Origin of the sequence: Streptomyces sp. NPDC001914, assembly GCF_042891215.1 — a bacterium.
In the GTDB taxonomy this organism is placed as follows: domain Bacteria; phylum Actinomycetota; class Actinomycetes; order Streptomycetales; family Streptomycetaceae; genus Streptomyces.
In genome coordinates this window covers 111,032-125,570 of the sequence record NZ_JBIASW010000007.1, presented here as the reverse complement: position 1 = coordinate 125,570, position 14,539 = coordinate 111,032, and the positions used below count along the sequence as shown (strand labels likewise).

The following is a 14,539-nucleotide window of genomic DNA, read 5'->3' as shown; positions in this document are numbered from 1 at the left end:
TCGTCTGCGGGGAGTCCTGGAGACTACTGGGAGTCCTGGGACCGGGAACGCAGTTCCCGACGAAGGATCTTCCCACTCGCCGTCTTCGGCAGTTCGGGCAGGATCTCCACCCGCCGGGGATATTTGTAGGCCGCCAGTCTCTCCTTGCAGTACGCGGCCAGCGCTTCGGGGTCCTCGGCGGCCCCCGGGCGCAGGCTGATGTACGCCATGACGGTCTCCCCGCGGTAGCCGTCCGGGATCCCGACGACGGCCGCCTCGCGGACCGCCGGGTGGGTGTGCAGGACGTCCTCGACCTCGCGCGGCCAGACCTTGAAGCCGGACGCGTTGATCATGTCCTTCTTCCGGTCGACGACGTAGAGCCAGCCGTTCTCGTCCATGAAGCCGATGTCACCGGTGTGCAGCTCGCCGTCCGGGAAGGTCTCGGCGGTGGCTTCGGGGCGGCGCCAGTACCCGGGCACCACCTGCGGCCCGCGGACGAGGATCTCGCCCTGCTCTCCGAAGGGGACCTCCTGTCCGAGGTCGTCGACGATGCGGACGACCGAATCCGGGCCCGGCACTCCCACGGCCAGGGTGCCGGAGGCCGGGTCCACCGGTGCCTCCAGGCCGGGCGGCACGGAGGCGCAGGGAGCGGTGCACTCGGTGAGTCCGTAGCCGTTGCGGATGTACGGTCCGAAGCCGGCCCGGAACCGTTCGACGAGGGCGGGCGGCAGCGGGGCCCCGCCGGAGGAGATGTTCACGAAGGAGGAGAAGTGGTCCGGCGTGACGCCCGGGTGGGCGGCCAGCGCCATGAACGCGGTCGAGGGGCCGACGGTGTAGAGCGGCCGGTGCTCGGCGAAGGCGTCGAGGACGACCCCGGCCTCGAAGCGGTACGCGAGGACCAGCGTCCCCGCGCTGTCGAGGCAGGCGGCGAGCTGGCAGACCATCCCGGTGATGTGGAACAGCGGCGCCATCGCGAAGTACACGGGCGCCTCGGGCAGTGCGAGGCCGGTCCGCTGCCGTTCGGCGTTGTACATGATGTTGCCGTGGGTGTTGGTGGCTCCCTTGGGGGTGCCGCTGGTGCCCGAGGTGTAGCTGATCAGCGCGATGTCGGACGGGCCGAGGGAGCGGTCGCCGGGCGCCTTGTGGCCCTGGCGGGCGACGGCGAGGAGGTCGTCGGCCGCCTCGTCGAGGGGCAGGCGCTCGAAGGCCAGCACGCGCGGGTCGTTCCTGGTCTGGAGATCGAGTTCGCAGGCCGTCAGGACGACGCGCACGGGCGAGTCCGCCGCGGCCTCGCGCAGGTAGGCGTCGAAGGCGCGGTCGGAGCAGACGAGGGCGGCCACCTCGGCGTCGTGCAGGACGTGCCGGACCTCGCCGGACTTGTACATGGGGTTGACGGGCACGACCGTCGCGCCGGCCTTCCACGCGCCGAGCAGGGCGAGCACGAAGTGCGGGGAGTTCTGGAGCATGATCGCGACGCGGTCGCCGTGTTCCAGGCCCCGGGCGGCGAGGTGTCCGGCCACGGAGTCGCTCAGCTCGTCGAGCTCGCGGTAGCTCAGCCGCCCGTCGAAGTAGGCGAGCGCGGTGCGGTCCGGGGTGTGCCCGGCCACCTCCGCCAGGGCATGCACGAGGGTGTCGGCGGGGTGCACCGGGCCGCGCTGCGCCTCGCTGAGCAGGGCCACCCAGGGTTTGTCGGCGTAGCGGGTCACTCGGCGGTCTCCCACTTCTGCTGGAGGTGGTTCATGTTCGTCATCCAGCGGTCGGGGTCGGCGGCGCGCGCCTGGTAGTAACCGGCGACCTCGGGGTGCGGCAGGACCAGGAAGCGGTCCTCCTCGATGCCCTTCATGAGCGCGTCGGCGACGGCGTCGGGCTCGATGGCGGTGGGCTGGAGCACGAGGTCGCCCGCGCTGCCGGTGGCCTCCAGCATGTCGGTGCGCACGCCCTGGGGGCAGATCGCGTGCACCTTCACGCCGCGGTGGCGGTACGTCAGGGACAGCCACTCGGCGAAGGCGTAGGCGCCGTGCTTGGTGACGCTGTACGGCGCGGCGCCGATCATCGTGAGCAGTCCGGCGGCCGAGACCGTCGAGACGAAGCGGCCGCTTCCGCGCTCCAGCCAGTCCGGGAGCAGCGCGTGGGCGGCGCGCACATGGGCCATGACGTTGACGTCCCAGGCCAGGGCCCACACGCTCTCGTCGGCCGCCTCGGAGCCGCCCGAGCCCACTCCCGCGTTCGCGCAGTAGACGTCGACGGTGCCGTCGAGGGCGTCGCGGGCCTCGGCCACGATCCGGGAGGCGTCGCCGACGACAGCGATGCCGCCGATCTCGTCGGCCACGGCCTTCACCTTGGCCGCGTCGAGGTCGTTGACCACGACCCGCGCTCCCTCGGCCGCGAAGCGGCGGGCCAGTGCGGCCCCGATCCCGCCCCCCGCTCCGGTGACGACGACTCCCGCACCCTGCATGGCTTCCACCACGGGTCTCCTTCGACGCGACGTGACACGGCTCTGCTGCGACGCCAGACTAACCAGTCGGTATGTAACAAGGGAAGGGCCCCCTGCGGCCGCGCGGACCGTCCGTCCACAAGTCCCGCCACGAGTCCACACAGGCCGGCCGTGTCCGGGCCCTGCGAACCTCCCCCCGGAGCCCTTAGCGTGCCTGTGCCCACCTTCCGCGATCACGGAGGTCCCATCATGCGCATGTCCCGACGGTCCCTGCTCGCGGCCGGCACCGCCGCGGCCGCCCTGACGCCGCTGCCCGCGGGGGCGGCGGAGCGGGCCGCGCACTCCGGCTCCCGGCTGCGCACCGGTTTCGAGCGTCTGGCCGGGGACGGGTACGCCCTGCTCGACGGCGCCCGTGTGGGCGTGGTCACCAACCCCACGGGCGTCACCCGCGACGTGCGGCACATCGTCGACGTGATGCACGCCGACTCCCGTGTGGACCTGACGGCGGTCTTCGGCCCGGAGCACGGTTTCCGGGGCACCGCGCAGGCGGGCGGGTCCGAGGGGCGCTACGACGATCCGGCGACCGGACTGCCCGTCTACGACACCTACCTGAAGAGCGGCCAGGCGCTCGCGGACGTCTTCGCGGCCTCCGGCGTCGACACCGTCGTCTTCGACATCCAGGACGTGGGGGCGCGCTTCTACACGTACATCTGGACGCTGTACGACTGCATGGAGGCGGCGCGGCTCGCCGGGAAGCGGTTCGTGGTGCTCGACCGGCCGAACCCGGTCACCGGGCGGTCGGCCCGGGGGCCGGTCCTGCACAAGGAGTTCGCGACGTTCGTCGGGCGGCAGCCGATCGCGCAGGCGCACGGGATGACGGTGGCGGAGCTGGCCCGGCTCTTCAACGGGGAGTTCCTGGCGGCACCGGTGGAACTGGACACCGTGCTCATGTCGGGCTGGAGCCGCGACCGGTTCTACGACGCCTGGGGGCTGCCCTGGGTGCCGCCGAGCCCGAACATGCCGACGCCGGACACCGCGCTGGTGTACTCGGGGACCTGTCTCTTCGAGGGCACGAACCTGTCCGAGGGGCGGGGCACGACCCGCCCGTTCGAACTGCTCGGCGCGGAGGGCGTCGACGGGCGCTGGGCGGCGGCGGCCGGTGAACTGGACCTGCCCGGCGTGCACTTCAGAGAGGCCTACTTCGCCCCCACCTTCTCCAAGTTCCAGGGGAAGACCATCGGGGGTGTCCAGATCCATGTGCACGACCGGGCGGCGTTCGAGCCCGTCCGTACCGGGATCGCCCTGCTGGTGACCGCGAAGAGGGCCTGGAGCGGCTTCGCCTGGCGCTCCGACAACTGGATCGACAAGCTGACGGGCTCGACGCTGGTGCGCACGATGATCGACGCGGGTGCGGGCACCGACGAGGTCGTGGCGGCCTGGCAGGACGAACTGGACGCCTTCAGCAAGGTCCGGAAGCACTACCTCAGCTACAAGTAGGCCGGGGCCTCCTTCCCCGAACGAGTGAATGCGTGACGGATAGGTCGTCATGTATGGCCAACTTTCCCCGCCGGGTGGACGATGCGCCCATATCGCACCGCCCGCGGGGTCAGGGGGCCTGACATGACGGAACCGGCAGTGAGTGTTTCTCCCTACTGGGAGCTCACGTTCGACGCGGACGGTGACGTGGACGGCCGCGAACGGGACCGCTGGCTCCAGGAGGTGCGGCGGCGAAAGGTCCGCGACCTGATCGTCTTCACGCACGGCTGGAACAGCGACCGTTCGGCGGCCACCCGTCTCTTCAGTCAGTTCTTCGCACCCGTTCCCGAGCTCGCGCCGGCCGCGCGCCTCGGCTACGTGGGAGTGGTCTGGCCCTCGATGCGGTTCTCGGACGAGCCGATCCCGGACTTCCCGAGGACAGCGGCCGCCGCCCTCGCCCCGGCCGGCCCTTCACCGCTCGACAAGGACACCCGGCACGCCCTCCTGGAGGTGTTCCCCGGCCGGGCCACCGTGGTCGAGCAGATCACCCGGCTGCTGGACCAGCAGCCCGACGACGAGGCCTCGTTGGAGGAGTTCGGCCGTCTCGTACGCCTGCTCGTCGAGGTCCGGCCACAGGGACCGCAGACCTCCTTCGCCGCGGACACCCTGGCGGAGGGCGTCCCGGAGAGCGACCCCGAGATGCTCTTCGGGGACACCTCGGCGGTGTGCGGCGAGTTCGCGCGTGCGCTCGCCGGGGCCGGGTCCGGGGCCACGGTTGCGGGGACGTTCGCCCTGCCGCGGCTCTGGGACGGGGCGCTCGAACTCCTGCGCCAGGCGACGTACTACGCCATGAAGAGACGCGCGGGCACGGTCGGCGAGCGCGGGCTCGGACCGGCGATCGGCCGGCTCGCGGCGGTGGCGCCCGAAGTGCGCGTGCACCTGGTCGGGCACAGCTTCGGCGGCCGGCTGGTCTCCTTCGCGCTGCGCGGTCTGCCGCCCGGGGTGCACACGGTGAAGTCGGTGACACTGCTCCAAGGAGCCTTCTCGCACTACGCGTTCGCCGCGCGGCTGCCCCACGATCCGCGCGCGAGCGGTGTGCTGGACGGCCAGTACCACCGGATCGACGGCCCGCTGGTGTGCTGCTACTCCCACTTCGACTCGGCGCTCGGCACGGTCTACCCGCTGGCCTCGCGGATGGCGGGGGACGACCGGTCCGTCGTGGCGGACTTCGGCATCGGCCGTGCGCTCGGCGCGCAGTGGGGTGCGATGGGCCACGACGGGGTGCAGGCGGTGCCGGGGACGAGATCGTTCACGCTCGCCGAGGCGTTGCGCACGCGGCTTCCCCTCTCGGGGTGCGTGAACGTCGACGCCGCCTCGGTGGTGTGCCGGGGCGGCGCCCCGGCGGGCGCGCACAGCGACATCTGCCATCGCGAGCTGGCCCAGTTGGTGCTGGCGGCGGGCCGCGTACGCTGACCCGCCGCCGCTGCGGCGCCAGGCCCTCCTAGGAGGGGTTCCCCCGGCGCCGCCCCGTGCTCATCGGTGCGAGGTGTACTCGACGACCTGCTGGTAGGTCGGCCGGTTCTGCCAGGTGATCTTGCCGTGCTTGATGCCGCCGAGCGTCCGCTGGACGATCGAGTCGGCGCACCACTGGTCGCCCGCCGAGCACTGCTCGTCGCCGGGGTAGACGGTCGCCGCGGTCTTGCCGGCCGCCTCCTTCAGCGAGCTGATCAGGAGGTCCCGGCAGGCGGTGAGGCTGCCGCCGCCGCAGTACGTCTGCGACAGGCCGCCCTGCACGGACTCGCCGAGCACCGCCCGGATGTCCTTGTCGACATAGCTCCACCAGCCGTACTGGAAGGAGCTTCCGGCGTGCGAGCCGGTCGGTCCGTGTCCGGCGGACGGCGCCTCGTCGACGGGGAGGTTGTTGCCGAACGCGGTGTACAGGTCGCTGCCGAGCCCCGGCTGGAACTCCGCCTTCACCAGCAGCGGCCACCAGGCGTCCAGGATGCGGATCGCGTCGGCGTCGGCGTAGGTGTGCGAACCCGACGAGGTCTCCTTGCGTCTGGCGCCCGCCGTCACCCACGCGGACAGCTTGCTCACGGCGGCGGCCGCCGTGGAGTCCGTGACCGGCGAGCTGTTGACGACCTTGAGCAGGTCGGGGAGCACGTCCTCGGCGCGCAGGTCGGCGAGTGCCGCGTCGGCCATCGCCTTCACCAGCGCGGATCTGGTCACCCCGCCCGCCGCGACGAGCTTGGACACCCGGTCCTCCAGCAGGTCGCCCCGGTGCACCGAGCCGTTGCCCCAGGAGGCCGTGGTGTAGTCCTTGGCCTGCTTGTTGTTCCAGGAGATGTAGTAGTCCTGGTCCAGCGAGTTGGGGTGCGCGGACGCCGGGGTGTAGGAGGCGGTGTTCGTGGCCGGGTCCCAGCCGCGCCACTCGTACGCGGACTGCGCCCAGACCGGGAACTCCGCGTCGACGCCGTTCGCCCGTACCGGGTTGTCACCGCTGTTGTAGTAGGCGGTGTGCGCCGAGTCCGCGTAGAACCAGTTGAAGGTGTAGTTGATGTTCTGCACCGCGCTCTGGAAGGTCGCCGGACTCTTCACGAAGTCGGGGTCGTTGAGCATCTGGAAGCCGATGATCGAGTCGGCCTCGTGCATGAAGGAGGTGCGCAGGGTGGTGTACGCGACCTTCTTGCCGCCCACCGTCGCGCGATAGGCCACGGGCCCGTACTTGGTGCGGTAGACCTGCATCCGGTACGAGCCGGCCGCGGTGCCGTCGGCCGTGGTCGGCTTCCAGGAGTTGGTCCGCTCGACCTTGTCCATCGCCGTGCAGGTGCCGTGGTACAGGTAGTGGTAGTCGTCCTGGCACAGTTCGACGGCGTACGTGTCGATGATGTCCTGGCCGGAGGTCGTCGCGCTCCAGGAGTAGTCCTGGCCGCGGCCGAGTTCGACGTACATGCTCAGCCCCGCGAAGGAGGCGCCGCGGGCGCTGATCCCGGGCCCCTGGATCTCCTGGAGCATGAGGAGCTGTGGCGCGAAATAGCCGGTCTGCGGGCCGAAGACGGCGATCGGGTGGCCGCTCGCGGTGTGCTTGCCGCTGACCACGAGGGCGTTGGACATCCCGCGCTTCGCCGAGGTGAGCGCGGTCCTGGCCGCGGTCGTCGAGGCGCCGGCGGCGCTCGCGGTGGCCGCGCTGCCCGTGCGGTCGTAGACCAGCGGCTCCTGGGTCACCGAGCCGGCGTCGGGCAGGGCCTCGCCCTGCGCGCTGTCGGGCTTGGTGGCGTACGGGAAGCTCTCCCCGTTGTGCACGGTGAGCGCGGCTTCCGGGTCGTTGCGCTCGCGGAAGGACTCCCAGACCTTGGTGCCCTCGGCGACGCCGTACTTGGACTGGGCGGCGAGCAGGGAGATGGCGTTGTTGACCTCGCCGCCGCCGCCGGAGCCGAAGAGCGAGCCGATGACGGAGGCCAGCGCGACCAGGTCGGTGAGCTTGAAGTGGTCGATGGTACCGGCGTTGGTGATGGAGTCCTTGTGGCCGGTCAGGACGTACTCGCCGGGGAAGTAGCGGCCGCTGTCGGAGGCGTCGATGTAGGCGTTGACGCCGTCGATGTAGGCGTTCGCGTCGGCGAGCGCCTGGGCGCCGCGGGCTCCGGCCTTGGCGGTGGCGCTGTCGATCTGGGCCTGCAGGTCGGCCTCGGTGTAGGGCGCGTTGCGCCAGAACTCCTGCTCGAGGCCCTGGTTGGAGGGCGCGCCGCCGGCGAAGCTGGTGAGCTGGCCGCGTCCCACGTGCCGGAAGACGTCCATGAGCCACAGCCGGTCCTGGGCCGCGGCGTATCCGGCGCCGTACTCGGTGCCGTAGCGGGTGGTGCCGGTGATGTGCGGAACGCCCGTCTTCTTGTCGCGGACGATCGTCACGTCCGTGCGGCCGCCGGGCTTGGTGGTCGACTCGACCTGGCCCGAGGCGACGCCGAAGGAGGCGTCGTTGAAGAAGTCGTTGATCTTGGCGTCGGTGAGCGTGGAGTAGCCCGCGGGCAGGTTGCCGTAGAGGCCGAGCTGGTCCTCGGCGTGGCTGGGCTGGGTGCCGAAGATCTGGTTGAGCAGGATCTGGGCGAGGGTGGCGTTGCCGTTCTCACCGGGCGGCAGGATGTCCGAACACTGGCCGCCGCAGTAGTCGTTCGCGGCGGCCGTCGCCGAGGTGTCCGCGGCCGCCGCAGGGGAAAGCGGCGACAAAAGACCGGCAATGAGCACGCATAGGGATGCCGCCTTGAGGAACTTGGGGAATCTGCGGGGAGTTCTCAGTCTGTCCAAGGTGGTGCGTGGGGCGCTGGGTGCCATGTCAGCTCCTACGAACGGGGGTGGCCGGACGTTACCGCCGGTATCCCCGGCTTGGAAGGTGAACATGCGTCAGTTTTTGGTTTCGCAGTGAACGAGGTTCCGCCGGAGACGCGGCGGGCGGCCGGCCGACGGTGACGGGAGGCGGGCTCAGGACACTCGGCGGGTGACTCGCGGGGGCGCCAAAAAATTGGATGGAGCCGAATCGCTTGTCGATACGTCTACTCGACGACGTCCGTACGGGACGGCGCCGAAGTGACCGGAGTTCAGGTGCAGGTGTGACGGAGGTGCAGGACGATGGCCGGTTTCCGGAGTCTGGCGAGACAGACGCGAGATCCGAGGTGTGATCTGGCGCTGCGGCGGTACTCACTGCGCAAGTGCCTGGAGAGGTTCGCCCCTTACGGGCATCGGGCGACCTGGGACCATCTGTGCTCCCGGGCGGGGTTCGACCCCGAGGACCGCTCCCCCGATCCGGCGCGGCTCGTGGCCGCACTGGACGAACTGGAGGAGGCCCGGTCCGTCTGGCTCGCCTACGAGGCCGAGTTCGCCGAACGCCGCAAGAAGGAGAAGCACGACGGCCTGCGCAGGCCGGGCAGTGTCGACGACTGGCACCGGCTGACCTGGGGCGGCTTCGGCGTCGCCTGGTGCGACGACCCCCGTGTCCACCCCCGTGAGCCGCTGGCCGAGGTGCTGCGCCGGCTCATCGCGGCCCTGGAGCGCGAACCGGGCACCGTCTGCCCCGTGTGCGCCGATGAGCGCCTTGTCTGGATGTACGAACTGGCCCACGAACCGTCGTCGGGCCCCGTCTGCACGAGCTGCGGAATCGTGGTGCCGCGGCCCGTCCTGACCCCGGAGGCCCTGGCCGGCGCCAGGCGCGGCCGGCTGCTCGTGTCCGCGTGAGCACCACGCCCGGCCGAGCGGCCCGCCCGCGCGGCCGGGTGCACGTCGCCGCCGCGGGGCGGCGACGGTAGCAGGGGTAAATCCGCTGGTTCCAGCCGTTTCTCCCAAGGACAGTTGGGGGCGATGAAACACGGCTGAGCAACCCGAGGAGTCCCCCATGTCGACGCTGCGCGTCACCGCCGAAGTGCTGACCGTCCACGAACACCCGAACGCCGACGCGCTCGAACTGGCCCAGGTGGGCCTGTACCGTGCCGTGGTCGCCAAGGGCGCGTACCGCACCGGCGAGTGGGCGCTCTACATCCCGGAGCAGTCCGTGCTGCCGGCCCCGCTGATCGAGGAGCTGGGGCTGACGGGGCGTCTGGCGGGCAGTTCGGCGGACCGGGTCAGGGCGGTACGGCTGCGCGGTGAGCTGTCGCAGGGCATCGTGTGCCGCCCGAAGGCGCTGGCCGACGTGGACCTGGCGCGGGCCGCCGAGGAGGGCGCCGACTTCGCGGAGCTCCTCGGCATCGTGAAATGGGTCCCGCCGGTCCCGCCCACGATGAACGGCGACGTGGAGGCGGCGCCCGACCTGCTGCCCTGGGTCGACATCGAGAACATCCAGCGCTACCCGGACATCTTCACCCCGGGCGAGCCCGTCGTCGTGACGGAGAAGCTGCACGGTTCGGCCTGCCTGCTGACCTACCTCGCCGACGAGGACCGCGTCCACGTCTCCTCGAAGGGCTTCGGCGCCAAGTCCCTGGCGCTGAAGGAGGATCCGCGCAATCTGTACTGGCGCGCGGTGCGCGGGCACAAAGTCGCGGAAGCCGCCGCGCGGATCGCCGGACGCCTCGGCGCGCGCCGCGTCGGCATCTTCGGCGAGGTGTACGGAGCCGGTGTGCAGGACCTGTCGTACGGCGCCGACGGACGCCGCGAGACGATCGGCTACGCCGTCTTCGACGTGTCCGCGGAGATCGGCGGCGAGGTCCGCTGGCTGGACGCGCAGGAGCTGCTGGCGGGTGAACTCCCGCTGGTGCCGCGGCTGTACGAGGGTCCGTACGACGTCGAGCGCGTCCTTGCGACCGCCTCCGGCCGGGAGACCGTGTCCGGCCGCGCCCTGCATCTGCGCGAGGGGGTCGTGATCCGCCCCGGGGCTCCCGCTCCCGACGGACCGGAGGGGACCTTCGTCGCCGCCGAGCGGTACAGCCCGGTGACGGGCGGCCGGGCCATAGCGAAGGCGGTCAGCCCGGCCTATCTGACCCGCAAGGGCGGCACGGAGTACGAGTAGGCACGGGACCCGTCAGCGGCAGTCCTCCGCCGCCGGCTCCCGTCGCGCCCCCGGTTCGCACGCCGGTCCCGGTCTCCGCTCCCGCGGGACCGGCGCCGGCTGTGCGCCGTCCGGCTCCGCCATGAGCCGTGAACCGGCCTGGCGCCCGCCGAGGACGTCGTCGGGGTTGGAGAGCACACAGGTCTCCAGGGACAGACAGCCGCAGCCGATGCAGTCCGTGAGGTGGTCGCGCAGCCGGCCGAGCTGCTTGATGCGCTCGTCGAGTTCAAAGCGCCAGGCCCGGGACAGCCGGGCCCAGTCCTCCCGCGTCGGCGTGCGCTCCTCGGGGAGTTCGGCCAGCGCCTCGCGGATCGTGGCGAGCGGGATGCCGACACGCTGGGCGGCCCGCACGAAGGCGACCCGGCGCAGCGCGTCACGGTGGTAGCGGCGCTGGTTGCCCGAGGTGCGGCGGCTGGAGATCAGGCCCTTGGACTCGTAGAAGTGCAGGGCGGACACGGCCGCGCCGCTGCGGGCCGACAACTGTCCGACGGTCAGCTCGTGGACCGTCTCGGGAATCTGGGGCACTCCTCCAACCTACCTACCGCGCCACCCGTCCGGTCCGTTGACATGCGCCGCCCGGCCGACCATGCTAAGCAGTCGCTTAGACTATGAGATGCGGGAGGCCAGGGACATGGCAGAGCCGAGGACGTTCGCGACGGTCGAGGAGCTGCGGGGCGCCGTGGGCGAGCAGCTGGGACACACGGACTGGGTCGAGATCGAGCAGAAGCGCATCGACCTCTTCGCCGAGGCCACCGGCGACCACCAGTGGATCCACGTCGACCCCGCGAAGGCCGCGACGGGTCCGTTCGGCACCACGATCGCGCACGGTTATCTCACCCTGTCGCTGCTGCCGCTCTTCGGCCCGCAGCTGATCGCCGTCGAGGGCGTGAAGATGGGCGTCAACTACGGGACGAACAAGGTCCGCTTCCCCGCGCCCGTCCCGGTCGGCTCACGGCTGCGCGCCACCGGGACGATCACCGCGGTGGACGACGTGCCCGGCGGCGTACAGGTCTCCCTCGCCTTCACCGTGGAGCGCGAGGGCGGCGACAAGCCCGTGTGCGTCGCGGAGTCGGTCTCCCGCTACTACCTCTGACACCGGGCCCGACGACCTGAGGCACCGGGACCGACCGCCTCCGGGCCCGCGGCCGGCGGGGCTATCCCTTGAAGCCCACCATCCGCCGGACCAGGTCGGCGTACAGCGCGCCGACCTCGTCCGGCGTGCGGGGGCCCTCGACGTTGAACCAGCGGGCCACGTCGATGCACAGGGACAGCACGGCGACGGTGGTCCCGGGGACGTCCGGGACGTCGAACTCGCCGGTCGCGACACCGTCCTGGATGATGCCGCGGACCTCCGCGTCGACCTGCCGGCGCAGCGCGATGATCTCCGCGCGGGCGTCGGGCCCGAGCGCCTCCAGTTCGTACTGGACGACGCGGGCGGTGGTGTGCTGGCCCGCGTGCCACCGTACGAAGGACCGCACGGCGTCGGAGAGCCGTTCGGCCGCCGTGCCCTCGGCCCCGGCGGCGGTGCGCACGATGTCGAGCGCCTTGTCGTGGCCGATGCGGCTGATCCGGTGGAGCAGCTCTTCCTTGGTCTTGTAGTGGATGTACAGAGCGGCCGGGCTCATGCCCGCGCGGCCCGCGATGTCCCGGGTGGTCGTGGCGTGGTACCCGCGCTCGGCGAAGGCCTCGACCGCGGCCACGAGCAGCCGCCGCGCCGCGTCCGGGGTCACCTCGGCCCACGGCTGCATCTCGCCGCCGGACGTCTCCTGCGCCGTGCTCATCGCTCACTCGCCCTTCTCGGTGACAGGAGCTACACCATACCGCCGAAGGTGAGCGGTCGCTTAGCGCGCCTGCTCAGATCTTCTCGAAAGGGTCGTGCTCGGCGAGGAGCTTCTCCAGCCGCGCCTGGTCGACCCGGCTCACTATCTGACCGGCCTCCTGCCGGTCCCTGATCACCTTGGCCAGGGTGAAGGCGGAGGTGACGAGGTACAGGACCGCGATGGCCAGGAAGGCCCGGACCCAGGCATCGGTGTCCAGCCGATAGATGCCGATGGACGTGGCCGCCATGGCGATGGCGAAGGAGGCGACGGCCTGGCCGTAGAAGGCGGTCGTGCTCTGCTGTTTGACGGGTGTCTCGGTCATGGGACAAGGATCGGCGGACGTGGCCGCCGCCACATCCGCCGTCGTACTCAGGCACGTACTCAGCGTCAGAACGCCGAGACACCCGTCAGGGCACGTCCGATGAGCAGTTTCTGTATCTGGCTGGTGCCCTCGTAGAGGGTCATCACCCGGGCGTCGCGCAGCAGTTTGCCGACCGGGTACTCGTCGATGTATCCGTAACCGCCGAAGACCTGGAGGGCGTTGTTCGCCGCGCGCACGGCCGCCTCGGAGGCGAAGAGCTTGGCCTTCGAGGACTCGGTCGCGAACGGCAGTCCGCGGTCCACGAGGTCGGCGACCCGCCAGGTCAGCAGCCGCGCCGCGTCCACGTCGACGGCGATGTCGCTGATCAGCTCCTGGACGAGCTGGTGGTGGGCGATCGTCTTGCCGAACTGCTCCCGCTCGGTCGCGTAGGCCACCGCCGCGTCGAGGGCGGCCTGGGCGATGCCGACACAGCCCGCGGCCACCGACATCCTGCCCTTCGCCAGTGCCGACATGGCCACCGTGAAGCCCTTGCCCTCGGGCGCCATCATCGCGCTCGCCGGCACGCGCACGTCCTCGAAGGCGAGTTCGGCGGTGGCCTGGCCGCGCAGCCCGAGCTTGCCGTGGACGGTGCGGCGGGTCAGGCCGGGGGTGTCGGTGGGCACCAGGAAGGCGGAGACGCCCTTGTGGCCCGGGGCGTCCGTGGAGCGTGCGAAGAGCAGCACGACATCGGCCCAGGTGCCGTTCGTGATGAACATCTTGCTGCCGTTGATCACGTAGTCGCCGCCGTCGCGCACGGCGCGGGTCGAGAGCTGTCCCGCGTCGGAGCCGGTGCCGGGCTCGGTGAGCCCGAAGCAGCCGACGTACTCGCCGGAGGTCAGCCCCGGCAGCCAGCGCCGCTTCTGCTCCTCGTTCCCCCAGGCGGCGATCGACTTGGCGACGAGCCCGAGCGAGACGGAGACGATCCCGCGCACGGAGGAGTCCCCGCGCCCGAGTTCCTCGGTGACCAGGCAGTACGCGAGGTGGTCGCCGCCGCTGCCGCCGTACTCCTCGTCGACGGTGAGACCGAGGAAGCCGACCTCGCCGAGCTTCTTCACGATGGAGCGGTCGACGTCCTCCGCGCGGTCCCAGGCGACGACGTGCGGGGCGATCTCGCGGTGCACGAAGTCCTTGGCGAGCTGCCGGACGGCGGTCTGCTCATCGCTGAGCCCAAGGTTCATGCCGGGTCACCCCACAGATAGCGGACTTTGAAAGCCGTACATTTAAATTAGCACTGCTAGTTTCATGGTGCAGCCCTACTATGTGCGCCATGGCCCGACCGCGCAAGCCCCTCCTCAGCACCGACCGCATCGTCGAGACGGCACGGGCACTGGTGGACGCCGAGGGCCTGGCTGCCGTCTCGACGCGCCGGCTCGCGGCGGAACTGGGCGTGAGCGGACCCTCCCTCTACAACCACTTCCGCACCAAGGACCAGATCCTCGAGGCGGTCGCGGACTCGGTGAGCGCGCAGGTCGAACTGTCGATGTTCGAGGACGGCCGCGACTGGCGGACCGCGCTGCGCGACTGGGCCGTCTCCTACCGCGCGGCCCTGCGCGACCACCCGAACATCGTCCCGGTCCTCGCCCGCGGGCCGGGCCGCAGGCCCGCCGGACTCCGGCTCGCGGACGCCGTCTTCGGCGCCATGGTCGACGCGGGCTGGCCGCCGGCCCAGGCGACCTCGATCGGGGCGCTGATGCGGTACTTCATCATGGGGTCCGCTCTGGGTTCCTTCGCCGGCGGCTTCGTGGACGACGAGAGCGCGTACGACCCGGAGGACTACCCCCACCTGGGACAGGCGCACCTGCTCGCCGAACAGCAGGAGAAGATCGACGAGCGGGCCTTCGAGACAGGGCTCGGCGCCCTCCTCGACGGCCTCGCGGTGCAGTACGCGGGGCTCGTCCGGGAGGGCTGAGCGGCCGGGGTCCGCGGCCGGGCTCGGGAGTGCG

At 71.2% G+C, this 14,539-nt stretch carries 13 protein-coding genes; 6 read left to right on the top strand and 7 right to left on the bottom strand.

Annotation, left to right across the window (positions count from 1 at the left end; genetic code table 11):
• Positions 1–23: 23 nt before the first annotated feature.
• Together ACFYYF_RS21000 and ACFYYF_RS20995 are read right to left on the bottom strand one after the other, a co-directional pair.
• On the bottom strand, positions 24–1,685 hold the full coding sequence (locus tag ACFYYF_RS21000; protein ID WP_388777806.1) for a class I adenylate-forming enzyme family protein: 1,662 nt from the start codon (positions 1,683–1,685) through the stop codon (positions 24–26).
• Complete coding sequence (locus ACFYYF_RS20995; protein WP_388777804.1) at positions 1,682–2,446, bottom strand: SDR family oxidoreductase; 765 nt, start codon at positions 2,444–2,446, stop codon at positions 1,682–1,684. The genes ACFYYF_RS21000 and ACFYYF_RS20995 overlap by 4 nt, the downstream gene beginning before the upstream one ends.
• Positions 2,447–2,662: 216 nt before the next feature.
• On the opposite strand from ACFYYF_RS20995, the gene ACFYYF_RS20990 reads away from it, so the two are divergent.
• Positions 2,663–3,910, top strand: coding sequence for an exo-beta-N-acetylmuramidase NamZ domain-containing protein (locus ACFYYF_RS20990; protein WP_388777801.1), 1,248 nt, complete (start codon positions 2,663–2,665; stop codon positions 3,908–3,910).
• A 123-nt stretch (positions 3,911–4,033) separates the two neighbouring features.
• A complete protein-coding gene (locus ACFYYF_RS20985) occupies positions 4,034–5,362 on the top strand; it encodes a serine-threonine protein kinase (RefSeq protein WP_388777799.1) in 1,329 nt (442 codons plus the stop codon).
• Between the two features lie 60 nt (positions 5,363–5,422).
• On the opposite strand, the gene ACFYYF_RS20980 is transcribed toward ACFYYF_RS20985, so the two are convergent.
• Positions 5,423–8,215 carry a penicillin acylase family protein gene (locus tag ACFYYF_RS20980; protein ID WP_388777797.1) on the bottom strand — a complete coding sequence of 931 codons (2,793 nt, stop codon included), beginning with the start codon at positions 8,213–8,215 and terminating at the stop codon, positions 5,423–5,425.
• 294 nt (positions 8,216–8,509) lie between these two features.
• Between ACFYYF_RS20980 and ACFYYF_RS20975 the strand changes: the two genes are divergently transcribed.
• Positions 8,510–9,112 (top strand): hypothetical protein, encoded by a 603-nt coding sequence (locus ACFYYF_RS20975; protein ID WP_388777795.1) that lies wholly within the window; start codon positions 8,510–8,512, stop codon positions 9,110–9,112.
• A 157-nt stretch (positions 9,113–9,269) separates the two neighbouring features.
• Positions 9,270–10,376 (top strand): RNA ligase (ATP), encoded by a 1,107-nt coding sequence (locus tag ACFYYF_RS20970; RefSeq protein WP_388777792.1) that lies wholly within the window; start codon positions 9,270–9,272, stop codon positions 10,374–10,376.
• Between the two features lie 12 nt (positions 10,377–10,388).
• On the opposite strand, the gene soxR is transcribed toward ACFYYF_RS20970, so the two are convergent.
• Positions 10,389–10,940, bottom strand: a complete 552-nt coding sequence (gene soxR / locus ACFYYF_RS20965) for a redox-sensitive transcriptional activator SoxR (protein ID WP_388777789.1) — start codon at positions 10,938–10,940, stop codon at positions 10,389–10,391.
• A gap of 106 nt (positions 10,941–11,046) precedes the next feature.
• Here soxR and ACFYYF_RS20960 point away from each other — a divergent pair, with 106 nt between their 5' ends.
• A complete protein-coding gene (locus ACFYYF_RS20960) occupies positions 11,047–11,508 on the top strand; it encodes a MaoC family dehydratase (RefSeq protein ID WP_365485417.1) in 462 nt (153 codons plus the stop codon).
• 61 nt (positions 11,509–11,569) lie between these two features.
• Here the strand turns inward: ACFYYF_RS20960 and ACFYYF_RS20955 are convergent, their stop codons facing one another.
• The 3 genes from ACFYYF_RS20955 to ACFYYF_RS20945 all read right to left on the bottom strand — a co-directional run bounded on the left by ACFYYF_RS20955 (position 11,570) and on the right by ACFYYF_RS20945 (position 13,774).
• Positions 11,570–12,196 carry a TetR/AcrR family transcriptional regulator gene (locus tag ACFYYF_RS20955; RefSeq protein WP_388777786.1) on the bottom strand — a complete coding sequence of 209 codons (627 nt, stop codon included), beginning with the start codon at positions 12,194–12,196 and terminating at the stop codon, positions 11,570–11,572.
• A gap of 73 nt (positions 12,197–12,269) precedes the next feature.
• Positions 12,270–12,557 (bottom strand): YiaA/YiaB family inner membrane protein, encoded by a 288-nt coding sequence (locus ACFYYF_RS20950; protein WP_151474875.1) that lies wholly within the window; start codon positions 12,555–12,557, stop codon positions 12,270–12,272.
• 65 nt (positions 12,558–12,622) lie between these two features.
• Positions 12,623–13,774: an acyl-CoA dehydrogenase family protein gene (locus tag ACFYYF_RS20945; RefSeq protein WP_361679710.1), complete on the bottom strand. Its 1,152-nt coding sequence runs from the start codon at positions 13,772–13,774 to the stop codon at positions 12,623–12,625.
• Positions 13,775–13,863: 89 nt separating this feature from the next.
• Here ACFYYF_RS20945 and ACFYYF_RS20940 point away from each other — a divergent pair, with 89 nt between their 5' ends.
• Entirely contained in the window at positions 13,864–14,505 is a 642-nt protein-coding gene (locus tag ACFYYF_RS20940) for a TetR/AcrR family transcriptional regulator (RefSeq protein ID WP_361679713.1), read from the top strand.
• Positions 14,506–14,539 lie beyond the last annotated feature (34 nt).